At 65.3% G+C, this 22,490-nt stretch carries 23 protein-coding genes; 1 reads left to right on the top strand and 22 read right to left on the bottom strand.

The features are described 5' to 3' along the window. From pal to BWR02_RS03535, 10 genes are all read right to left on the bottom strand, one after another. Complete coding sequence (pal, locus tag BWR02_RS03580; protein WP_139556379.1) at positions 1-549, bottom strand: peptidoglycan-associated lipoprotein Pal; 549 nt, start codon at positions 547-549, stop codon at positions 1-3. Between the two features lie 74 nt (positions 550-623). Further along, positions 624-1,931 carry a Tol-Pal system beta propeller repeat protein TolB gene (gene tolB, locus BWR02_RS03575; protein WP_139556378.1) on the bottom strand — a complete coding sequence of 436 codons (1,308 nt, stop codon included), beginning with the start codon at positions 1,929-1,931 and terminating at the stop codon, positions 624-626. 1 nt (position 1,932) lies between these two features. After that, positions 1,933-3,291, bottom strand: a complete 1,359-nt coding sequence (tolA, locus tag BWR02_RS03570; RefSeq protein WP_139556377.1) for a cell envelope integrity protein TolA — start codon at positions 3,289-3,291, stop codon at positions 1,933-1,935. Then, complete coding sequence (gene tolR, locus BWR02_RS03565) at positions 3,288-3,725, bottom strand: protein TolR (protein ID WP_201276121.1); 438 nt, start codon at positions 3,723-3,725, stop codon at positions 3,288-3,290. The genes tolA and tolR overlap by 4 nt, the downstream gene beginning before the upstream one ends. Then, positions 3,722-4,399, bottom strand: a complete 678-nt coding sequence (tolQ, locus tag BWR02_RS03560) for a protein TolQ (RefSeq protein ID WP_139556376.1) — start codon at positions 4,397-4,399, stop codon at positions 3,722-3,724. The genes tolR and tolQ overlap by 4 nt, the downstream gene beginning before the upstream one ends. Further along, a complete protein-coding gene (gene ybgC / locus BWR02_RS03555) occupies positions 4,389-4,814 on the bottom strand; it encodes a tol-pal system-associated acyl-CoA thioesterase (RefSeq protein WP_328591500.1) in 426 nt (141 codons plus the stop codon). Before ybgC ends, tolQ begins: the two co-directional genes overlap by 11 nt. Then, complete coding sequence (ruvB, locus tag BWR02_RS03550) at positions 4,811-5,839, bottom strand: Holliday junction branch migration DNA helicase RuvB (protein ID WP_139556375.1); 1,029 nt, start codon at positions 5,837-5,839, stop codon at positions 4,811-4,813. The genes ybgC and ruvB overlap by 4 nt, the downstream gene beginning before the upstream one ends. Positions 5,840-5,852: 13 nt before the next feature. After that, positions 5,853-6,449 (bottom strand): Holliday junction branch migration protein RuvA, encoded by a 597-nt coding sequence (gene ruvA, locus BWR02_RS03545; protein ID WP_139556374.1) that lies wholly within the window; start codon positions 6,447-6,449, stop codon positions 5,853-5,855. Then, positions 6,446-6,952 (bottom strand): crossover junction endodeoxyribonuclease RuvC, encoded by a 507-nt coding sequence (ruvC, locus tag BWR02_RS03540; RefSeq protein ID WP_139556373.1) that lies wholly within the window; start codon positions 6,950-6,952, stop codon positions 6,446-6,448. Before ruvC ends, ruvA begins: the two co-directional genes overlap by 4 nt. Positions 6,953-7,052: 100 nt before the next feature. Further along, a complete protein-coding gene (locus BWR02_RS03535; RefSeq protein ID WP_139556372.1) occupies positions 7,053-7,799 on the bottom strand; it encodes a YebC/PmpR family DNA-binding transcriptional regulator in 747 nt (248 codons plus the stop codon). A gap of 272 nt (positions 7,800-8,071) precedes the next feature. On the opposite strand from BWR02_RS03535, the gene BWR02_RS03530 reads away from it, so the two are divergent. Continuing rightward, positions 8,072-8,275, top strand: coding sequence for a hypothetical protein (locus BWR02_RS03530; protein WP_139556371.1), 204 nt, complete (start codon positions 8,072-8,074; stop codon positions 8,273-8,275). Between the two features lie 170 nt (positions 8,276-8,445). On the opposite strand, the gene BWR02_RS03525 is transcribed toward BWR02_RS03530, so the two are convergent. The 12 genes from BWR02_RS03525 to BWR02_RS03470 are packed head-to-tail and all read right to left on the bottom strand — an operon-like array spanning position 8,446 to position 22,486. After that, positions 8,446-9,894, bottom strand: coding sequence for an NADH-quinone oxidoreductase subunit N (locus BWR02_RS03525; protein ID WP_139556370.1), 1,449 nt, complete (start codon positions 9,892-9,894; stop codon positions 8,446-8,448). Then, positions 9,891-11,375 carry a complex I subunit 4 family protein gene (locus tag BWR02_RS03520; RefSeq protein ID WP_328591499.1) on the bottom strand — a complete coding sequence of 495 codons (1,485 nt, stop codon included), beginning with the start codon at positions 11,373-11,375 and terminating at the stop codon, positions 9,891-9,893. Before BWR02_RS03520 ends, BWR02_RS03525 begins: the two co-directional genes overlap by 4 nt. Further along, complete coding sequence (gene nuoL / locus BWR02_RS03515; RefSeq protein ID WP_139556368.1) at positions 11,375-13,210, bottom strand: NADH-quinone oxidoreductase subunit L; 1,836 nt, start codon at positions 13,208-13,210, stop codon at positions 11,375-11,377. The genes BWR02_RS03520 and nuoL overlap by 1 nt, the downstream gene beginning before the upstream one ends. Before the next feature lie 12 nt (positions 13,211-13,222). Then, positions 13,223-13,531: an NADH-quinone oxidoreductase subunit NuoK gene (nuoK, locus tag BWR02_RS03510; RefSeq protein ID WP_139556367.1), complete on the bottom strand. Its 309-nt coding sequence runs from the start codon at positions 13,529-13,531 to the stop codon at positions 13,223-13,225. Next, positions 13,528-14,028 (bottom strand): NADH-quinone oxidoreductase subunit J, encoded by a 501-nt coding sequence (gene nuoJ / locus BWR02_RS03505; protein ID WP_139556366.1) that lies wholly within the window; start codon positions 14,026-14,028, stop codon positions 13,528-13,530. Before nuoJ ends, nuoK begins: the two co-directional genes overlap by 4 nt. A 10-nt stretch (positions 14,029-14,038) precedes the next feature. Next, positions 14,039-14,554, bottom strand: coding sequence for an NADH-quinone oxidoreductase subunit NuoI (gene nuoI / locus BWR02_RS03500; protein WP_139556479.1), 516 nt, complete (start codon positions 14,552-14,554; stop codon positions 14,039-14,041). Positions 14,555-14,604: 50 nt separating this feature from the next. After that, positions 14,605-15,561 carry an NADH-quinone oxidoreductase subunit NuoH gene (gene nuoH / locus BWR02_RS03495; RefSeq protein WP_139556365.1) on the bottom strand — a complete coding sequence of 319 codons (957 nt, stop codon included), beginning with the start codon at positions 15,559-15,561 and terminating at the stop codon, positions 14,605-14,607. Next, positions 15,558-18,254, bottom strand: a complete 2,697-nt coding sequence (gene nuoG / locus BWR02_RS03490) for an NADH-quinone oxidoreductase subunit NuoG (RefSeq protein WP_139556364.1) — start codon at positions 18,252-18,254, stop codon at positions 15,558-15,560. The genes nuoH and nuoG overlap by 4 nt, the downstream gene beginning before the upstream one ends. After that, the gene (gene nuoF, locus BWR02_RS03485) at positions 18,254-19,531 is read right to left on the bottom strand and encodes an NADH-quinone oxidoreductase subunit NuoF (protein ID WP_139556363.1); all 1,278 of its coding nucleotides are present in this window, start codon (positions 19,529-19,531) and stop codon (positions 18,254-18,256) included. The genes nuoG and nuoF overlap by 1 nt, the downstream gene beginning before the upstream one ends. Continuing rightward, complete coding sequence (gene nuoE, locus BWR02_RS03480) at positions 19,528-20,034, bottom strand: NADH-quinone oxidoreductase subunit NuoE (protein WP_139556362.1); 507 nt, start codon at positions 20,032-20,034, stop codon at positions 19,528-19,530. Before nuoE ends, nuoF begins: the two co-directional genes overlap by 4 nt. 10 nt (positions 20,035-20,044) lie before the next feature. Further along, on the bottom strand, positions 20,045-21,835 hold the full coding sequence (nuoC, locus tag BWR02_RS03475) for an NADH-quinone oxidoreductase subunit C/D (protein WP_139556361.1): 1,791 nt from the start codon (positions 21,833-21,835) through the stop codon (positions 20,045-20,047). Positions 21,836-21,847: 12 nt separating this feature from the next. Then, positions 21,848-22,486 (bottom strand): NuoB/complex I 20 kDa subunit family protein, encoded by a 639-nt coding sequence (locus tag BWR02_RS03470; RefSeq protein ID WP_139556360.1) that lies wholly within the window; start codon positions 22,484-22,486, stop codon positions 21,848-21,850. Positions 22,487-22,490 lie beyond the last annotated feature (4 nt).

Raw genomic sequence — 22,490 nt, 5'->3', positions numbered from 1 at the left:
TTAACGTCCCGTATAGTTGATTTCAACCCGGCGGTTACGCTGCCAGGCCGCCTCATCATGCCCGAGGTCGGCCGCCTTCTCCTCGCCGTAACTGACGATCTGCAACTGGCCTTCCGACACACCCTGCAGTCCCAGCATGCGGGCGACCGCCCTTGCCCGCTGTTCTCCCAGCCCGACATTGTATTCGGAGGAGCCGCGCTCATCGGCATGACCCTCGAGCGTGGCGACACGCTTCGGGTTGGCGCTCAGATACGCCGCGTGTGCGTTGATGAGCGGCACGTATTCCGGTAGTACGTCGTCGCTATCGTACTCGAAATAAATCACGCGTTCAGACGGGGCCCGGTAGCCCATGGCGGCATCGGCTGCTCCGCGCGCACGCTGCTGCCCCTGCGCCGCCGCGTCGGCGGGGTCATAGCGGCCGACTTGCGCCGCACCGCCGCGCCCGGAGCCTGACTGAGCCGCAGCCTCGGGCTTGGTTCCGGACGAACTGCACCCCTGAAAGGCGATGATGACCAGGCAGGCCGCGCCATTCCAGAACTTCAAGGCCATTGTGTGTCCTCGCTTGAGCCACGCCTCGTGAAAAACACGGCAGCAACCGGCTGCCAAAGGCGGATCGCCATGACTTACTCCCGCGGCGACCAGGCCGGCTGGCGTGCGTCGGCCGGGCCGATCTGCAGCACCTGCTCCCGTCCACCCGCAAGCGGCGTCGCCACCAGCCGCGCGGCACCGTCTATGCGCGCCGCATAGAGCAGCATGCGGCCGTTGGGCGAGAAACCGGGCGATTCGTCGAGCGGGCCACGACTGACGTGCGTCAGCGCACCCGTCGCCAGGTTCATCACCGCAATGCGATAGCGACCGCCAGACCCGTTAACCATCGCCAGGTAACGGCCGTCCGGAGAGTACGCCCCGCGTGCGTTGTAGTCCCCCTCGTAACTGATGCGCTGGGCCTGTCCGCCAGCTGCCGACATCCGGTAGAGCTGGGGGCGTCCGCCCCGGTCGGACGTGAACACGATGCTCCGCCCGTCAGGCGACCAGGCCGGCTCGGTGTCGATCCCGGGGGAATCCGTCAGCCGGCGCAGCGCGCGACTGTCGATCGCCATCACATAGATGTCCGGGTTCCCGTCCTTGGACAGGGTCAGCGCCAGTTCCTGTCCGCTGGGCGACCAAGCCGGTGCGCCGTTGATTCCTTTGCGCTCGGACACGACGACCCGGGCACCGGTGGCGAGTGTCTGCACATACACGGCCGAACTCCCCTGCTCGAACGACACGTAGGCCAGACGGGTGCCGTCCGGCGACCAGGCCGGGGACATGATCGGCTCTCGCGAACTCAAGACGGTGTGTGCTCCAAAACCATCCGCGTCGGCGATCTGCAGCTGGTATTTCCGCTCCTGCGCACTGCGGCCGCTGACGGTCACGAAAGCCACCGGAGCGGCGAACCCACCGGCCTCACCGGTCAGCTGCTGGTAGATGATGTCCGCAATACGATGCGCGGCGCGGCGTTGCTCGGCGCCCGCGAAGGGCAAGCGCTGCTCCAGCAGTGGCGCATCCTTCAGCACGTCGTAAAGGGAGAACTCAGCCACGTAGCGCTCGCCACCTCCGGGCTGCACCCGCCCTATCACCAGATAATCCTGCCCGAGGGTCTGCCAGCTACGGAGCCGGACTTCCGAAGGCTGCGTCGGCTGCTCCAGCATGGCGCTGACGGGCAGTGGCGTGAACCGCCCGCTGCGCTCGAGATCGGCGGCGACGATGGCGCCGATGTTGTCGCCACCCTGGGCGCCACCGAACGGGACCACAGCAATCGGCGTTGCACCCTCCACGCCCTCGGTGATCTTCAGCGATACCTCGGCCACCGCGAGACCGAGCCAGCAGATGCCCGCGAACAAGCACCAGAGACGGGCTGCGAAGCGACGACGGGAATGGGGCTGACGCATGCTATTCGGGTTGAAAGGTGATCTGAAAGGAACGCAACCGGGCCGACACGCGGGGATCGGGCGGCATCGGCAAGGGTGAAGCCTTCATGACCGCGGCTTCGGCCGAACGGGCGAACGCCGCGTCCCCGGAACAACTGCCGAGTACCACGCCGGTTACCTGCCCACCGGCGTCGGTGCTGACACGCATTTTACAGGACATACCGCGGCCCGCTGAAGGCGGCCGGACCCAACGGGCCTTGATGCGCGGCTTGATCTTGCTAATCGCCCATTGCTGGGCGGCATCATCGATACGGGCCTCGTCCCCGGCCTCGGCTTCCTGCGCCAACTGTTCGCGCAGGGCCCGCTCGCGTTCCTGTCGTTCCCGCCGCTCCACGGCCGCGGCACGCTCCTGGGCGTCCTTTTCCAGCCTCTGCTGCAATTCGGCTTCGGCCCGGGCCTGCGCGGCCTGTTCCTTCGCGGCCTTTTCAGCGGCGGCCTTCGCTGCAGCTTCAGCCTTGGCTCGTGCCGCCGCCCGGTCCGCCTGCTCCTTCGCGTCCCGCTCCGCCTGCCGCCGCGCTGCCAGTTCCGCCGCGGCCTTGTCCCTGAGTTCAGCTTCTTCCTTGGCGCGAGCCGCCAGCGCATCGCGCTCCCCGGCCTCCCGTTTCGACTGGGCGCGGGCAGCCGCCTCGCGCTCGGACTTCGCAGCAGACTCCCGTGCGGCTTTCTCTCGCGCAGTCCGTTCGGCTTTCTGCACAGCTTCGGCGTGGGCGCGACTTTCGGCCTCGGCTTTCATCCGTGCGGCCTTTGCGGCCTGCTCCTCGCGCTCAGCCTGGGCCGCCGCCTCGTGTTCCGCCTTGCGGAGCCGCTCGGCTCGCGCACGCTCGGCCTGTTCCTTGGCAGCCCGCGCCTGAAGCTCCGCCTGCGCGCGGGCCGCGTTCCGGGCCGCCTCGTGTTCCAGCTCGCGACGGCGACGCTGCGCCTCCTCATTCCGTTCCTGCACCCGGGCCTGTTGGCGCGCCTCCTCGTTTCGGCGGCTAGCCGCAGCCTTTTCGGCAGGATCCGGACTCGACGGCGCTGTCTCTTCGGGCGGTACCTCGACCGGGCGCACCGCCTGACCACCTGCGTCTTCAGGACCGGCCGCCGTTGCGGGCTCCTCGCGAGGTGTAGCTTCGGGTAGCGCCGGGATCGAACGCGGCGGTCTCGTGCGCGACTTCACCGGCGCGGACTCGACGACGTGAGCCTCGATGATTTCAGGTTGGGCGGGCGGCCTCACCTCCGTTACCCGGTCGAACCGAAACACCAGGAGCATCAGCAACAGGAGGTGCACCAGGACCGACCACCCGAACGACACGGCCCGGCCGCGCGCGGACGGTGCGGTCATTGCTCGATTGGGCGTGTCATCAGGCCGACGTTGGGCACACCGGCCTCCTTCAGCGCTGCCATCACCGTGATCACCCGACCGTAGTCCACGGCCCGATCGCCCCGTATCAACACGGCCCGGCCTGGTTTGCGGGCGAGCGCCGCCTGAATCTGACGCGTCAAGGCCTCTGCCGCGACCGGCCGATCACCCTGATTGCCGACGTCGATGAACAGGTTGCCCTGGGCGTCGATGGTTACCAGAACCGGTAATTCCGCCTGGGCGTCGATGGGTTTGGCGTTGGCGTCGGGCAGATCGACGTCCACTCCGGTCTGCAGCATCGGCGCCGTAACCATGAAGATGATCAGCAGCACCAGCGAAACGTCGATATAGGGAACGACGTTGATTTCCGACATCGCCCGGCGCCGGCCACGGCCGCGCGTCCGCGGAGCGTTCATTGCGTGTGAGCCTGACGGTGCAGCAAGCTCAGGAACTCGTCGGCAAAGGTTTCGTAGCGGTTCGCCAGACGGTCGATCGCCGTGGTGTACCGGTTGTAGGCGACGACCGCCGGAATCGCCGCGAACAGGCCCATGGCGGTCGCGATCAGCGCTTCGGAGATGCCCGGAGCCACCATTGCCAGCGTGGCCTGCTTGACATTCCCCAGGGAACGAAAGGCATTCATGATTCCCCAGACCGTTCCAAACAATCCGATATACGGGCTGGTCGAGCCGACCGTCGCCAGAAACGGCAGGTGTTCGTCGAGCAATTCCACCTCCCGCGTCAGGGCCACCCGCATCGCGCGCTGCGCGCCGGAAATCAGGGCCTCCGGCGTGATGCCCGCCTGCTGACGCAGTCGGGCGAACTCCTTGAACCCCGCCCGAAAAATGTTCTCGACCCCTTCGCTTTCGTGCTCGTCACGGGAGAGCTCGCGGTACAGCGCCGTCAGATCGATACCCGACCAGAAGCGCTCTTCGAACGCCTCGCAGTTTGCCTCGGCCCGCTTGATCTCCCGGTACTTGCCGAAGATGAACGTCCACGACACGATCGACACGGCCAGCAGCGCGAGCATCACGAGTTGCACCACGAAGCTCGCGTGCGCGACCAGTTCCAGCAGCGAGGTTTCAGGCGACATCGCGGATCCGCTCCAATAAATGATCGGGCATGGCCATCGGGCGAAAGCCATCCGCGGACAGGCAGACGACGCGCACGCGCGCCGTGCAATAGGCGTCGCTGGCGGACTCGGGTGGGTAAACAGCCTGTCGAAAGGTCAGACTGACACGCTTGATGTCGTCGACATCGGCGGTGACCAGCAACTGGTCGCCGAGGCGCGCGGGCCTCAGGTAATCGACCTCCATCCCACGTACGGCGAACACCAGGCCCTCGGTTTCCTGCAGATGGGTCAGCTCAAGGCCGAGTGCCCGCAGGCGTTCCGTTCGTGCCCGCTCCATGAAACGGAGGTAATTCGCGTGATAGACGACGCCGCCGGCATCCGTGTCCTCGTAGTAGACACGAACGGGCCAGATAAAGCGCGCCGCGGCAGCGGTCAAAACAATTCCTCCGTCGCCCCCGCGAAGCGCGGCGGCTCCAGGCCGAAATGCAGATAGGCGCTGCGCGTCGCGACGCGCCCGCGCGGCGTGCGCATGATGAAACCCTGCTGGATCAGATAGGGCTCCAGCACGTCCTCGATCGTGCCGCGTTCCTCGCCGATCGCTGCCGCGAGGTTGTCCAGACCGACCGGGCCGCCGTCGAACTTGTCGATCATCGTCATCAGGAATTTGCGGTCGAGTTGGTCGAATCCGTGCGGATCGACTTTCAGCATCTCGAGCGCCTTGCCGGCCACCTCCAGCGTCACTTCACCGTCGGCCATGACCTGCGCGAAATCGCGGACCCGCCGCAGCAGCCGGTTCGCGATCCGCGGCGTGCCGCGCGAGCGCTGGGCCACCTCGCGGCTGCCCTCGGGCGTCATTGCCAGCCCGAGAATGCGGCCCGAGCGCGTGACGATCTGCGTCAGTTCGTCGACCGAGTAAAACTCCAGTCGGTGCACGATGCCGAAGCGGTCGCGCAGCGGCGAGGTCAGCAAACCGGCGCGCGTCGTCGCACCGACCAGCGTGAAGGGTGGGATGTCGAGCTTGATCGAGCGGGCGGCCGGACCTTCCCCGATCATGATGTCGATCTGGTAGTCCTCCATCGCCGGATAGAGCACTTCCTCGACCATCGGGCTCAGCCGGTGGATCTCGTCGATGAACAGTACGTCGCGCGGTTCGAGGTTGGTCAGCAGTGCGGCAACGTCGCCGGCCTTTTCCAGGACGGGGCCTGAGGTGTGCCGGATCTGCACGCCAAGTTCGTTGGCGACGATGTTGGCCAGTGTCGTCTTGCCGAGTCCGGGCGGACCGAAGATCAGCACATGATCCAGCGCCTCGCGACGTTGCAGCGCGGCCTGGATGAAGATTGCCATCTGTTCGCGCATCGCAGCCTGGCCGACGTAGTCGTCGAGCCGGCGTGGGCGGATCGCCCGGTCGATCGCTTCGTCGTCGGAATCGGCGCCGGGGCTGATCAGGCGGGACTGCGTCACGGCAACCCGCTACCTATCGGGCGGCCGCTTGCAGCGCGGCGCGGATCAGGTCTTCGCTGGTCTTGCCCTCAGCCGGGATGGCCTGGACCAGCGCGCTGGCCTCGGCCGGACGAAAACCCAGCGCCAGCAGCGCGCTGATGGCCTCGTCGGCAGCGCCCAGCGGCTGCTGCGTGACCGCGCGCGCCGGCAGGTCGAGGCCGGCTGGAGTCTGCGGCAGCCGGTCGCGCAGTTCGATGATCAGGCGCTCGGCCGTCTTCTTGCCGATGCCGGGCAGGCGCACCAGACGCGCGGTGTCCTCGGCCAGCACGCAGCGCTGGAACTCGTCGGCGCTGACACCGGACAGGATGCCGAGCGCCAGCTTGGCCCCGATTCCGGTCACCCGGATCAGGTTGCGGAACAGCGCGCGCTCTTCCTCGGACAGGAAGCCGAACAGGCTATGCGCGTCTTCCCGAACGACGAGATGCGTGAACAACAACACCTCGACGCCGGGCTCGGGCAACTGGAAGAAGGTCGACATCGGCGCATCGACCTCGTAGCCAACGCCACCGACATCGACCAGCACCGAAGGTGCGCGTTTTGCGACCAGCGTACCGCGTAGAAAGCCGATCATCGCCCCACCCCGGCGACTCGCTGCATGCGGCGCCGTGTCTGTTGATGATGCAGATGGCACAAGGCCACTGCCAGCGCATCGCTGGCATCCAAGGTCAGCGGTTCCTTGTACGAGAGCAGAATGCGAACCATGTGTTGGACTTGCTGCTTCTCGGCGCTGCCCTTTCCGACCAGCGCCAGTTTAACTTCGCGAGCAGCATATTCGTGCACCGGCAGACCGGCGGCGATGCCGCCGCAGATCGCCGCGCCCCGTGCCTGGCCCAGTTTCAACGCCGAGTCCATGTTCTTGTGGGCGAACACCTGCTCGATCGCGATCTCGGTCGGCGCATGCTCCTCAACAACCTGAAAGATACCCTGATAGATCTGTCGCAGACGCTCGGGAAACGAATCGGCTTCGGTCTTGATGCAGCCGCAGGCGACGACGGCCAGGCGACCGGGGAATTCGTCGACCACACCAAAACCGGTGATGCGGGAACCCGGGTCGATGCCCAGTACGCGCGTCAAGCGGCGACCGCCGGGCCGCGGCCCGCGCTGCAAGGGGAAGTTGTCGCGTCAGCCTCGGGCATTGCCGTTCGCGGCACGACCGTCAATGCAAACACCCGCTTCACGCGATCTTCGCAAGAATCTCTTCGCTGATGTCGGCATTCGAATAGACGTTCTGCACGTCGTCGAGGTCCTCCAGGCGTTCCAGCAGGCGGATCATCTTTTCGCCGTCGGCGGCGTCGAGCTTGCTCGCCGTGTTGGCCCGCATCGTCACTTCGGCATTCTCGGCGACAAGACCTGCCGTGACCAGCGCATCGCGCACCGCTTCGAAATGCTCGGGCGCCGTCAGGACGTCGACGGATCCATCGTCGTTCGTGATCACGTCGTCGGCACCGGCATCGAGGGCTGCTTCCATGACCCGGTCTTCCTCGACCCCGGCCGGGAAGCTCAGTTGCCCGACCTTCGTGAACAGATAGGCGACCGACCCGTCGGTGCCCAGGTTACCGCCCGCCTTCGAAAAGGCGTGCCGGACTTCGGCCACGGTGCGGTTGCGGTTGTCGGTCAGGCAATCGACCATGACGGCGACGCCGCCCGGCCCGTACCCCTCGTAGCGTACTTCCTCATAGTTGTCGCCTTCCCCGGCCCCCGCGCCCTTCTTGATTGCGCGATCGATCGTGTCCTTGGACATGTTCGCGGTCAGGGCCTTGTCCACGGCTGCCCGCAGCCGCGGGTTATTTGCCGCCTCGGGACCACCCTGCCGCGCCGATACGGTGATTTCCCGGATCAGCTTCGTGAACAGCTTGCCGCGCCGCGCATCCTGAGCCCCTTTCCGGTGCTGGATGTTCGCCCACTTACTATGACCTGCCATGCTCCGTCACTGTCTGTTTGCCTAACTCAAGCACGCGATTGTAACACCTCCGCGACGGGCGACCCGCCCGGAGCGTGCTCAAGGGAGATCTGCGGCACCAAGCCGGCACCCGTTATTCGGAGGCCCGCTCGCTCGATCCGGCCATCGGGAAATCCTTCGGGAGCGACGCAGCGGCAAGCGTCGCTCGATGCGCTTTCCCTCGACCCGAGCGGTTGCAATTCGCCACGGCTTGGATGAGAATTATTCGCAACCACCCGAGTCCGAGAAGACCCATGCCGCGACCTCTTCCCATGGAAACCTTGGAAGCAGCGCTGTCATTTCTGCTTCGCTCCTACGCGCGGCGTCCTTGTCCCAACACGGCCAGAAAGATCGTCGCCTGCCTGCAGGAATTGCGGATTCGGTATTGCGCGTTTCTGACATGGGACACGCGCTACGCGTACCAATGTCTGCAGGCGGCTTTCCTGGCGCGCTCATGAAGGTGGCCGCCGGCACCGGGAATCCTTCTCGGTCGACCGGATAAAGAAATCAGGCGGCAAAGACATCAGCCGGCGAGTTTCGACCGGTCGCTCGCAATCGGCAGCCGCACAATCACCCAGACCCTCCTTCGGATGAAGGATGGTGCACTGCGGCGTGTCGTATCCGGGCGTTAGCGCAGCGCCTCGGCCGCGAGAAAGTCGATCAGACTCGCCGGCAGCAGCCCCAGCACGGCAATCGACAACCCCAGAAACGCCAGCGCTGCCTCGGTGCCGAGGCTCACCTGCAGCGCTCCCGATGGCCCGGGTGCCGTTCCTTCTCCGACGGACGCGGCCATCCGGAAGATGACCCGAAGGTAGTAATAGAGGCCGAGGCCGCTGCCGACGACGAACAGCCCGAGCAATGGCCACAGCGCCGCGTGACTCGCCGCGATGAACAGATAGAACTTCCCGATAAACCCGGCCGTCAGCGGAATACCCGCCAACGACAGCAGGGACAGTGTCAGCAACAGCGCGATCGCGGGCCGTGTCCAGAACAGTCCGGCGTAGTCGCCGATTTCCTCAGCCTCCCGATCGGCCGGGCTCATCGCCGTCATCACGCCGAAGGCCGCCAGTGTCGTCAGGGTATAGGCAGCCAGGTAGAAGCCCAGCGTTTCGGCGGCGAGCGCGGGACCGATCCGCTGCATGGCGATGACGGCCAGCAGCAAATACCCCATGTGGGCGATCGAGGAATAGGCCAGCAGGCGTTTCAGATTGTGCTGCGCCAATGCTGCGAGATTCCCGATCAGCATCGAGGCGCCGGCCAGCGTACCGAGGACCGTCTCGGACATCGGCAAGCGCGCCAGCGGGGCATCGACGCCATACCGCAGCAACACGGCAAATACCGCGCCTTTAGACACGGTCGCCAGCAGCGCCGTGACCGGCGCCGGCGCGCCCTGATAGACGTCGGCGGTCCACAGGTGAAACGGAAAAAACGACAGTTTGAACCCCACACCGACGAGGATCAGCACCGCACCGGCCTGCAGCACCGCCGTAGCGGCCGGTGCGGTGCCACCGAAGGCCAGACTCCCCGTCTCAGCATAGACCAGAGCCATGCCGAACAGCAGGAACCCCGACGCCACCCCTGAAAGCACCAGATATTTCGTCGCGGCTTCCAGCGCGCGCGCATCGCGCGTCGCATAGGCGATCAGCGGGAACAAGGAGATGCTCAGGGTTTCCAGGCCCAGAAAGAACGAAGCGAAGTGCGTACTGGCCGCGAGCACCGAGGCGCCCAGCAATGACGTCAGCAGCAGCAGATAGAACTCTTCCGGCTGCTCGGCACGCTCCCGCAGATAATCGCGTGCCAGCAGCACGACAATGATCGCGGCCAGGCAGAACAAGGCGATGAAGAACAGCGCATAGCCATCGATGCGCAGCAGTCCGGTCACGTCCCGCGGGCCCGTCCCGGCTGCCGGAGCCAGCGCGAGCAGCGTCGCGGACAGTCCGCCGAGGGTTAGCCAGACGGCTTCTGCATGATTGCGGCGGAACGCGATCCACAACAATACGACGACAGCCGTCGTCCCCAGCGTGACAATCGGCAGCAGCGCGGTCAACTCGGCCGACCCGATAGCTGCCGCACTCATGGTGGCGGATCCTCGCCGCTGTACGAGAGTTCCACAACCGGGGCCGTTGCCCATTTCGCGACCGTCAATGCGGGCAACGGATACAGGCCCAGCCAGAGCGTCGCCAGCATCAACACGCCGAAGGCCGCCAACTCACGCCCACCGCAATCGGACAGGCGGTGCGGCTCGAGACAAGTCCCCTGAAACACGCGCTGCATCAGGACCAGAGAATAGACCGGCGCGACGACCAGGCCCAATGCGGCAATGGCGGTGATCACCGGGCTGACGAGATATCCGCCCTGCAATACCAGAAACTCGCCGACGAAATTGCCCAGCCCCGGAAGGCCAAGGGCAGCGACGGAGAAAAACAGCGCGATCGCGCCCATGCGCGGCACATCCGCCCACAAGCGCCCCATCCGACGCATGTCGCGGGTGTGGATGCGTTCCTGCAGTCCGCCTGCCAACATGAACAGCGCGCTCGCACTGATGCCGTGCGCGAGCATCGTCATGACGGCCCCGTCAATGCCTTGCTCGTTCCAGGCGAAGACACCGACCAGCACGAAGCCCATGTGGCTGATGCTGGTGTAGGCAATCAGGCGCTTCATGTCGTCCTGCCCGAACGCCAGCCAGCCGCCGTACAGGATGCTGGCGACGCCCAGCCCTTGCGCAACCGGCGCGAATGCGGCGGCCGCTTCGGGAAACAGCGGCAGCACGAAACGGAGCAAACCATAGGCCCCGGTCTTCAGCAGCACGCCGGCCAGCAGCACGCTGCCACCCGTCGGCGCCTGCGTGTGCGCGTCCGGCAACCAGGTATGAAACGGGACCGCAGGCAGCTTCACCGCAAACGCGACAAAGAAACCCAACATCAGCCACCGCGCGACGTCACCGTCGAGCTCGGCGTTCAGCAAGACCGGATAATCGAAGGTGAAAATGCCGGTATTCCGATGATGCAGCAACACCAGGCCGATCATCGCGAGCAGCATCAGCAGCCCGCTGAGCTGCGTGAACAGGAAGAACTTCATCGCCGCTGCAGTGCGGTCTTCATGCCCCCAGATGGCGATCAACAGCGCCATCGGTACGATCATGGCTTCCCAGAAGACGAAGAACAGGAACAGGTCCATCGCCAGGAACACGCCGAGCACTCCGGCCAGGGTCCACAGCAGGTTGCAGTGAAAAAAGCCGACCCGATCCCGTATCTCGGTCCAGGATGCGGCCACGGCCGCCGCGCCGAGCAGCACGGTCAGCACCGCCAGGGCCAGACTCAAACCGTCGAGCGCGAGATGAAACCCGACACCGAACCGCGGGATCCAGGTCGCGTAAATCTCCGACAACCAGGCTCCATCGGTCGGCGAGACCGCGGGACCGAAATAGGGCAGCAGCAACAGTCCGACCAACGAGATCGCCGCCAGCGCGATCCAGCGCGGGGCATCGGGACCGGCGCGTTCCCCGTACCAGGCCGCCAGCCCGCCCACCGCCAGGATGGCAATCAGTAAAACCAGCATCACCACCAGGCTCCCAGCGCGACCACCAGCACGGCGCCGCTGACGAGACTGGCAACGTACCACCGGAGCCGTCCGTTCTGCGCCGCCGAGGCCTGCGCATGGCCAGCGCGCGCCAGCGCCGCGATGCCGCGGTACACCCCGTCGATACCGTCGCGCTGATTGATTCGCGCGAACCACTTGAACGGTTCGACGAACGCGCGCGCGTACAGCCAGTCGAAGCCCCAGCCGCTGAACCAGAGCCGGTACAGCGGCTGGCCCAGGCTAGAGGCCATCAGGTTGTCGCTGGAATACAGGCGTTGCCAATAAAAGGCCGCCGCAATCGCGATACCGACGAGTGGCGCAAACGTGCTGATCAAGCCGATCCCGTCAGGGGGATGAGGCACGACCGCCGTTTCTCCGAACACGCTCGCCAACGGTATTACCCAGAACCCGCCCAGTAGCGAAAGCCCGCACAACACGAACAGCGGAAGCTTCATGCTCAATCCGAGTTGCTCGCTCGCGTGCGTGTTCGCTCGCCCGAAGAATGCGACGAAGAGGAGCCGGGCACTGTAGAGTCCCGTCAGCATGGCGCCGAACAGGCCGCCGGCCCACAGCCATGCGCCCCCCCTGCCCGCGTACGCGGCGAGCAGGATTTCGTGCTTGCTGTAGTAGCCCGACGTGAATGGCAGAGCCATCAGCGCCGCGCTGCCGAAAACGAAGCTCCAGAAGGCAACCGGCAGGCGTTGACGCAGCCCTCCCATCCGGAAGATGTCGTGCTCGTGGTGGTAGCTATGGATCACCGCGCCGGCCCCCAGAAACAGCAACGCCTTGAAATAGGCGTGGGTCATCAGATGGAACACCGCCGCCGGCCACGCACCGACCCCGAGGGCCAGGAACATGTAGCCGATCTGGCTTATCGTCGAATAGGCGAGGATGCGCTTGATGTCCGTCTGGGTCAGCGCGCTGAAGCCCGCCATCAGCAAGGTCACGCTGCCGACCACCGCGACCAATAGCAGCACGTCGGGGGCCAGTTCGAACAGACTGTGCATACGGGCGATAAGGTAGACGCCGGCCGTCACCATCGTCGCCGCATGGATCAGTGCACTGATCGGCGTCGGTCCGGCCATCGCGTCCGGTAACCAGGTCTGCAGCGGCAACTGCGCCGATTTGCCGACCGCTCCGCCGAGCAAGAGCAAGGCGGCCAATGAGGCCGTCGGATCGCCGGATGTCCAGTGATTCAACGCCGCCTCCATCAGCGGCTGGATGTCCAGGGTCCGCAATTCCGTGAACAGCAGGAATAGACCCAGCGCCAGCGCGGTGTCCCCGACCCGCGTCGTCACGAAGGCCTTCCGTGCCGCAGCACCGTTCGCAGGCTCTTGGTACCAGAAGCCGATCAGCAAATAACTGCATAGACCGACGCCTTCCCAACCCAGGTACAGCAGCACCAGATTGTCGGCCAGCACCAATATCAGCATCGCGGCGACGAACAGGTTCATGTAGGCGAAGAAGCGCGCGGAACCGGGATCGTCCGCCATGAAGCCGGCGGAGTAGACATGGATCAGAAAGCCGACGCCGGTCACGATGAACAGCATCGATAAAGACAGGGCATCCAGATACAGCGCGAAATCCGGTCCGAGTTCCCCGGAACGCAGCCAGGTCCACAATGTGACCGTGACGGGCTCCAGCGAGCCGCCCAGGAATTGGCCTCCCACCATGCCGGTCAGCAAAGCGGCCAGCCCAACCGAACCGGCTCCAACCCACGGCACGGCCCGCCGCGGCATCAGCCCCTGGCCGAAGATCAGCGCGAGGCAGCCCAGCAGCGGACAAAGCGGAATCAGTGGCAACAATCCCTGCATCGGCGGTCTCCGTCAGCCCTTCATCTGGCTTAGCGCGTCGATGTCCAGCGTGCGAAAACGCCGGTAGACCTGCATGACCAGACCCAGCGCCACGCCGACCTCGGCCGCGGCCAGGCTCAGCACCAGCAGCAGCATGATCTGGCCGTCCGCCTGGTCCCAACGCGAACCCGCGACGATGAAGGCCAGTCCGGCGGCATTCAGCATGATTTCGAGCGACATCAATACCGATATCAGATTGCGCCGCACCATCACGCCGATAAGTCCGAGCGCGAACAGGATGGCAGCCAAGGCCAGACCATGTTCCAGAGGGATCGCGTTCATCGCAGCCGGCCCCCGCGGCGCGCCAGATGATAGGCCCCCACCAGACCCGCCAACAGCAGCATCGAGGCCAGTTCGACCGCCAACACATACGGCCCGAACAACCGGATGCCGACCTCCTTGGAGCTGACGACATGGCCGGTTTCCGCCGCGGACCCCGTTGCAAGCACCCACAACAGTTCGGTCAGCAACACGCCTGCCAGCACTGCCGGACCACGCCAGCTTCCGGGCTGCAGCCAGGCCTGCTCCTGTTCGATGGTACGCTGGCCGAGGTTCAGCAACATCACGACGAACAGGAATAGCACCATGACGGCGCCGGCATAGACGATCACCTCCAGCAGCGCGGCGAAATAGGCCCCCATCAGGTAAAACACAACTGCCGATGCGATCAGCGACAGTATCAGGTACAAAAGCGCATGCACCGCGTTCAGCTGGGTGACGACCAGCGCGGTCGAGATCACGGCGACGGCGGCCGCGGTGTAGAACAAGGTCAACAGCATCCCTGTTCCTTCATGGCAGCAGGCTGTGGATATCGATCGGGGGCGCTTCATGCTCCGCCTCGCCCTTGTCCTTCCCGCCGATGCTCTTGCCGGCGACGCGGTAGAAGTTGTAGTCATGGTACTTCCCCGGGCCGTCGATCAGCAGATGCTCCTTCTCATACACCATGTTGCGCCGGTCGTATTCGGCCATCTCGAAGTCGGGTGTCAACTGGATCGCATAGGTCGGACAGGCTTCCTCGCACAGGCCGCACAAAATGCAGCGCGAGAAATTGATGCGAAAGAATTCGGGATACCAGCGGCCGTGCGCGTCCTCGGCCTTCTGCAGCGCGATGCACGCGACCGGGCACACGACGGCGCACAGGTTGCACGCGACGCAGCGTTCCTCCCCGTCGGGGTCGCGCGTCAACACGATGCGCCCGCGGTAGCGTGGGGATAGCGCGGGCTTTTGTTCCGGATACTGAACCGTGTCGGCCCGCGTGAAGGTATGTCCCAGCACCCGCCACAGCGTTCGGAACTGACTCAGCACGATGCCCAGCACCGCCCGCCCCTGCATGGCGATCTGCCGCAGACCGGCCATCACGCGTCACTCCCGACCATCAGCACCAGCGCCCCGGTCAGCATCAGGTTGACCAAGGCCAGCGGCAGCATGACCTTCCAGCCGAAGGCCATCAACTGATCGTAGCGGGGTCTCGGCAGCGAGCCGCGGATCAGGATGAACAGCATGATGAAAACCGCGGTCTTCAGCACGAACCAGACCACGGGCGGCAACAACGGACCGTGCCAGCCGCCGAAGAATAGCGTCACCATCATGGCCGAACTCAGCGTGATGCCGATGTACTCGCCGACAAAAAACATGCCGAACTTGATGCCCGAATACTCGGTATGGAAACCCGCGACGAGTTCATGTTCGGCCTCGGGAAGGTCGAATGGGGTCCGGTGACTCTCGGCCAGCGCCGCGATGAAGAACACCGCGAATCCCAGGCACTGCGGCACGATGTACCAGAGATTTTGTTGGGCCTCGACGATGACCCGCAGGTCGAAGGTGCCGGCCAGCATCACCACCCCCATGACCGACAGGCCCATGAAGACCTCGTAGCTCAGCGTCTGCGCCGAGGCGCGCAACGCGCCATACAGCGAATACTTGTTGTTCGATGCATAGCCCGCGAGCACCGCACTGTAGACCGATAGCGACGACAAGGCGAGGAAATACAGCAGCCCGAAATTGAAGTCGATGATGCCGACGTCCGGTGCGATCGGCACGACCGCGAAGGCGGTCAGCATCGTGACCATGATGACGGTGGGTGCGAAAACGAATACGCCCTTGTCGGCGAAGGGCGGAACCCAGTCTTCCTTGCTGAGGATCTTGATCATGTCGGCCGCGACCTGCAGCAAGCCCAAAGGTCCTAGCCGGTTCGGGCCCAGCCGGTCCTGCCAGACGGCCAGCAGCCGGCGCTCGACCCAGATCAACACCGCGGCCGTCGCGATCACGGCCCCGAGGATCAGTCCGATGTTCAGCGGCGACCCCACGCTCACGTGCTGACTCCGGAGCCGTGCGGTTCGGCCTTGCGCAAGGCCAAGGTTCGCGGACAGGGACCGCAGGGCATGCCGGGGAGGCCAACCGGCACGCCGATGGTGCCGGGAACCACGGTGTCGTCGGCCAGCACCGGCAGCACTTCCCGAAATCCGTGCCAGTTCAGTTCCACGGAATCCGCATGTCCCAGCCGAGCGAGATCGCTGGGATGCAAGGCGACATAAGGCGCCGGGATGCGCTCTACGACCGATTCGGCGCGCGCCGAAAGTGCTTCGCTGCCGAACACGTGATATCGCGGAACCGTGAGCCACACGCCGGGCTCGGCGGCTACGGCCCTGGGTATCTCGGTGAACCAGGGGGCTGCACCTCGCTGAACCGGCTCAAACAGCCGGACGCCCGGATCGCCTCCGCGCAGTGCGCCGCCGACCTCGTCCTGGAACTTGGCTATCGACTGGCCGTTCGAGTTCCAACTCGGCGCCCAGCTGTAGGTTCGCAGCGCCGCCGGCGCATCGAAAGCATCACCCTCCATCGTGAATGCCAGGGCCGAGTCGGTGTCGTCTTGCGGCTGCGGCTCGCGGATATCGATATGCGCGGAAGCCGCCGTCCGCCCGCTGCGGCGGTGCGTCTGTCTGGGGATCTTCAGCCCATCGATCCTGAAATCCGCGCGGGGCGCCGCATCGACCATCCGGGCCAGGACTGGAATGGCCGCCGCGCAGGCCCCTGTGACCTCGTCCAGGCACTGCCAATCGTGTCGGGGATGTGCCTCGGCGAGCCAACGCCAGCTATCCATCGCTGCGCCGCGCGGCGACATCGCCGCGAAGAACCGCTGCGCCCTGCCCTCGCCGTTGACGAACGTTCCCTCGGTCTCGGCGAAAGTGCCTACCGGCAGCACGATCTGAGCTCGGTGAGCGGTTGCCTGCGGCGAGTGATCGAGCAGTACCGTTTCCCCCACGCGTGACAGGAAGCTTTCGACCGCCTCTGTTCTCGCGCTCCGAAACAAGTCGCTCTCAAGCACGATTGCCGCCGGCACTGATCCGCTCTCTGCACTCTCCAGCGCCTTGCCCAGGCGCTTCGGGTCCAGCAGCATAAGACCCAGGCTGTTGCATTCGGGCACGACGAAGGATACGGATGCCGGCTGCTTGCGGCGGCGACTCAGCGCGCAAGCAATCTGCGCTGCAGCCTCCACGATGGCCGGCTCACCACTGCCGGTTCCGCTGACCACCAGTGGGTTGTCTGCCCGTTTGAGGGCCTCGGCTATCGACTCGGCGTGTTGCCGGTCCTCGTCGGACAGCCCGGAAACGGCGGGCGCCGCAGGCTCCAGCGCATGCGCGATCGCGAAGCCCAAACGGGCAATGTCGGCAGGGGTTCGCCGGACCACGACCTCGGCCAGTTCGTCCAGACGCGTCCCCGTCGTCGCGAGTACGAACAGCGGGCCACGGACCTGCTGGGCCAGTTCGCGGACGGCGGCATCCTGCCACGGCGCGATCTTCAGCTCCGCGGCAGCGGCCAACATGCAATTTCGAGTGGCTTGGCGGATCGCCAGCGCGAGGCGCGGTGCGGTATTGCCGACATCCTCGCCCAGCACCAGCACGACGTCGGCCCCTTCGACCTCGCGCAAGCTAGGGCTATGCACCGGCCATGACGCCAGCACGCGCCGTATCGTGTCGAGCATCGCGTAATCGGCGTCAGCACACCCCGCATAGAAGTTCTCGGGCCCGACCAGTTCGCGCAACGCGAAGTTCGCCTCGAGCGAGGCCCGCGGCGAGCCTATCCCGATCGCGCCCTTGAAGGTCACATCCCTCAGTCGCGCTCTACCCTCGGCGCGCGTGACCGGCTGACCGTGCAACATCGGTTCGGTCAGGCGATCGGCGCAATTCACGAAGCCGTAACCGAAACGCCCACGGTCGCACAGGAAATAGCCATTGAGGTCGCCGTGATAGCGGTTGATCACCCGCTTCAGCGTGCCATAGCGCTCGCCGGGCGTCGTGTTGCACCCCACCCCACAATGCACGCAAACGGATGGCGCGGTCTGCAGATCCCACTTGCGTGTGAAATGCGCGCTGAAGGTACGATCGGTGAACACGCCCGTCGGGCAGACCTCGACCAGGTTGCCGCTGAACTCGTTCTCCAGCGCACCGTCCTCGAAACGGCCAAAATAGACCTGATTGCGGGAGGCAAACACCTGCAGGTCATCACCGCCGGCATAGTCGCGATAAAAGCGGACGCAGCGGTAGCAGGCGATACAGCGGTTCATCTCGTGGTTGATGAACGGACCGAGATACTGATTGCGGTGGGTGCGCTTGAGCCCGCGGTACTGCCGGAAGGTGTGGCCGGTCATCACGGTCATGTCCTGCAGATGACACTCGCCGCCTTCCTCACAGACCGGGCAGTCGTGCGGATGATTGGTCATCAGCAGTTCGATGATGCCGGCGCGGAACTCGACCGCAGCCGGCGCCTTCAAGCCGATCCGCAGCCCCTCGGCGACCGGCGTCATGCACGCCATCGCCACACGGCCGGTCACATCGTTCTCGTCGCGATACTGCACGACCGCACACTGCCGGCACGCACCGACCGAACCCAGCGCCGGGTGCCAGCAGAAATACGGCAGGTCCAGCCCCAGCGACAATAGGCTCTGCAGCAGATTGCCGCCGGCAGGGACCTCATGTGGCTCGCCATCGACGACGATTCCGACCATCAGGCGACCTCCGACTGCCGCGGCAAATAGCGTTCGAAATCGCCGAGGAAATGCTTCAACGCACTCTGCAGCGGCTCGGCCGCGCCCGGCGCGAGCGCGCAGAAAGTGTTTCCTGGACCCATCAGGCGACAAAGGCGGCCCAGTTGTTCCAAGTCCTCGGCCCGCCCCTGGCCGGCCACGAGGTCTTCGAGCAGGCGCACCGTCCAAGGCAGACCGTCGCGGCAGGGCGTGCACCAGCCGCAGGACTCCTGCGCGAAGAAACGCTCGAGGTTCAACACCATCTGCACCGGACAGGTTCGGTCGTCGAGCACGATCATCGTGCCCGTGCCCATCCGGCTGCCGGCCTTGGCAACCGCGTCGAACTCCATCGGCACGTCGAGGTGTTCCGGCAGCAGGAAATCGGTGGACGCCCCGCCGGGCAGCAGGCCGCGGAGCCGGTAGCCGTCCCGCATCCCGCCCGCATGGTCCTCGATTATCTCCCGTATCGTCGTGCCCATCGGCAGTTCCCACAAGCCGGGGCGCCGGACCCGCCCGCTGGCGCCAAACAACTTGGTGCCGGGATCGACGCTGGCAGTCAGCGCGCGGTACCAGGCCACGCCTTCCCTGAGGATGTGCGGCACATTGCACAGTGTCTCGACATTGTTGACGACCGTGGGGCGTCCCCACAGGCCGCTGATCTGCGGAAACGGGGGTTTGGCCCGCGGCGTCGCGCGCTTGCCTTCGAGCGAGTTAAGCAGCGCGGTTTCCTCACCGCAGATGTAGCGGCCGGCGCTGCTGTGCAGATGCAGTTCCAGGCTGAAGGACGAGCTGCAGATATTCGAGCCGAGATAGCTCTGATCCAGGGCCTCGGCCATCGCTCGCTTGAGCCGCTCGGCCGCCAGATGATATTCGCCGCGCAGAAAGACGTAGGCGACGCTGGCCTGCACGGCATAAGCAGCGATCGCGACACCCTCGATCAGCTGGTGCGGGTCACGCTCCATCAGGTAGCGATCCTTGAAGGTGCCCGGTTCCATCTCGTCGGCGTTGACGACCAGGTACTTCTGCCCCGCGTCGTCGCCCATCGGCACCAGTCCCCATTTGACGCCGGTCGGGAAGCCGGCGCCGCCGCGGCCGCGCAGTCCCGCGTCCTTGACTTCCTGTTGCACGGCCTCGGGTGGCAGCTCTTCCAACGCCCGTTCAAGCCCGCGGTAACCGCCAGTTCGCCGATATTGTTCGAGCGTCGCCGCGGCGCCGTCGAGGCGAACGTTTTGCGTCAGTGGGGTAGCGGTACCGCTCATCGCGCGGACGCCGTGCTTGCCGGGCCGACATCGTCAGCGAAGACGGCGTCGATCTGTGCCGGCCTGACATCGTGGCATAGACGCTCGCCGACCATGACGACCGGCGCATGGTCACAAGCGCCCAGGCAGACGATCGGCAACAGGGTGTACGCACCATCCGGGGTCGTCTCGCCGAAGCCGATGCCAAGTCGCTCGGACAGGCGCTCGCGGACCACATCGGCCTCGAGCATCCAGCAGCTGACGCTGTTACAGCAGTAGATCACCGTGCGCCCCACCGGCTTGCGAAAGATCAGGTTGTAGAACGTCGCGACGGCATCCAGATCCTCGGGCGACATGTTCAGCAAGGAAGCTACGGCCTTCAGCGGCTCGTCCGCCACCCAGCCGCGGTGCTTCTGCACGACCTTGAGCGCCTCGATCGACGCCGCCGACGGGCTAGGGTAATGCGCGAGTTCGGCCTGGATCTCGGCGATTTCGGCCGCGGTCAGGATCGTTTCCGGCGTCATCATTAGCTCCTCACCGGTCCACGTCGGCCATGACGAAATCGATGCTGGCCAGGATCGCGATCAGATCGGCGATCATCAGGCCCCGGGCCATGTCCGGGATCAGCTGCAGATGTGGGAACGAGGGTGTCCGGATACGGGTCCGGTATGACATCGTGCCGCCGTCGCTGGTCAAGTAATAGCCGTTGAGGCCCTTGGTGGCCTCGATGCAGGCGAAGCCCTCGCCGGGCGGAATGACCGGCCCCCAGCTGACGCTCAGGAAATGCTGGATGAGGGTCTCGATGTCATGCATCGTCCGTTCCTTGGGCGGTGGCGTCGTCAGCGGATGCCGTGCCTTATAAGGACCTTCGGGCATGTGCGCGAGGCATTGCCGGATGATGCGAACACTCTGCCGCATCTCATCGACCCGTACGGCGCAGCGGTCGTAGCAGTCCCCATTGCGACCGGTCGGAACCTCGAACTCGAAATTCTCGTAGCCGGAGTAAGGCCGCGCCTTGCGAAAGTCCCAGGCTAGCCCGGTGGCCCGCAGCCCGGCGCCGGTCACGCCCCAGGCGATGGCCTGCTCGGTGTCGTAAACCCCTATCCCTTGCGTGCGCCGTTTCAGCAAACCGTTCTGCATGACCATGCCGTCGTATTCGTCCAGGCGCGGTGGCAGCCAATCGACAAACTCGCGCACACGCCGGTCCCACCCCTGTGGCAGATCCGCGGCCACGCCGCCGATCCGGAAGAAGCTCGAATGCATCCGCGCACCGGTGATGGACTCGACGATGTCGAACACCTTCTCGCGGTCGACGAAGGTGTAGAAGACCGGGGACATCTGGCCGACATCCTGAGCGAAGGTTCCATAGAACAGTAAATGGCTGGCGATCCGGTAGAACTCCGAAATCATGACCCGGATGACCTGAGCGCGCGGCGGCACCTCGATGCCGGTCATTTGCTCTATGGCCATCACGTAGGGCAGATTGTTCAGCGAGCCGCCAAGATAATCGACCCGGTCCGTGTAGGGAATGTAGCTATGCCAGCTCTGGCGCTCCCCCATCTTCTCGGCGCCGCGGTGGTGATAGCCGATGTCCGGCACCGCGTCGACGATCTCCTCGCCATCCAGCTGCAACGCGATGCGGAACACGCCGTGGACGCTGGGATGATTTGGCCCGAGGTTCAGGAACAGGAAGTCGTTGTCCTCCCCGCTGCGCCGCATCCCCCACTCCTCGGGCACGAACCGCAAGGCTTCCTGCTCGAAGGCTTGGCGCTCTGCCGGCAGACTGAACAGACCCATTTCGGTCGCGCGGGCCGGATGGTCCTTCCGGAGCGGATGCCCCTGCCAGGTCGGTGGCATGATGATCCGGCGCAGGTTCGGGTGCCCGACGAACTCGATGCCGAACAGATCGAAAACCTCGCGTTCATACCAGTTCGCAGACGCCCACAGACCGGTGATGCTCGGCGCGCTCGCGGTGCCGGCGGGCAGGGCGAGTTTTAAACGGAACCAGTCATTGCTGTCGAACGACAACAGCTGATAGACCAGTGTGAAATCGCTGTCCGGGAGCCCGACCCGGTGACGGCGGAGGCGCTCGTCGACCGCGGTCAGATCGAAGAGCATCGCATAGCGGGGCGCGGCTTCGTCCTTCAGGTAGCGCAGCGCGGGCAGGACCTGGTCTGCAGCGACCCAGCAGGTCGGAATCCCGTCCTGGGTGGGCTGATGGCATAGCAAACCGGCTGGACCGAGGCGCCCGCGCAACGCTGCCACGATGTCCGGCTCCGGCGGCTCGGCAGCGGGGGGCGGACGTTGCAACGCGGCTTCGGTCATCCTGGAAACCCGTTACACCTGGCCCGGATCCCGCAACCGGTCGGCCTGCATGCGCTCAGCCGTTTTCAACTCCCGCTGGCTCGGCTTGGGCGCTGCCTGAAGGCCACCCTCGCCGACCACGAAGCCCATGGGGCGACGCTCCCGGCCGATCGACTGCTGCAGCAGGATCAGTCCCTCGAGCAGCGCCTCGGGGCGCGGCGGACAACCCGGCACATAGACGTCGACCGGTAAAAAGCTGTCGACGCCTTGCACGACGCTGTAGATGTCGTACATGCCGCCGGAATTGGCGCACGATCCCATCGAGATGACCCAGCGCGGTTCCAGCAGTTGTTCATACAGGCGCTGCACGACCGGCGCCATTTTCCGGAAAACGGTGCCGGAGATCACGATCAGATCGGCCTGACGAGGACTGCCGCGGATCACCTCCGACCCGAAGCGGGCGATGTCGTGGCGGCTGGTGAAGGCAGTCGCCATCTCGACGTAACAGCACGACAGACCGAAGTTGAACGGCCAGACGGAATGGGCGCGACCCCAGGCGATCAGGTCGTCCAGGCGGCTCAGCACGACGTTGCGGCTCATGGCGGCCTCGTTCGGCGCTCCACCCGGCCGCGGAGCGGGATCGTCGCTGGCTCGGGTCAAGGTCCAGGGCATCGCG

The sequence above is a fragment of the Methylotetracoccus oryzae genome, assembly GCF_006175985.1.
Taxonomy (GTDB): Bacteria; Pseudomonadota; Gammaproteobacteria; order Methylococcales; family Methylococcaceae; genus Methylotetracoccus; species Methylotetracoccus oryzae.
The sequence above is the reverse complement of the archived record's forward strand: the minus strand, read 5'-3'. Positions and strand labels throughout refer to the sequence as shown.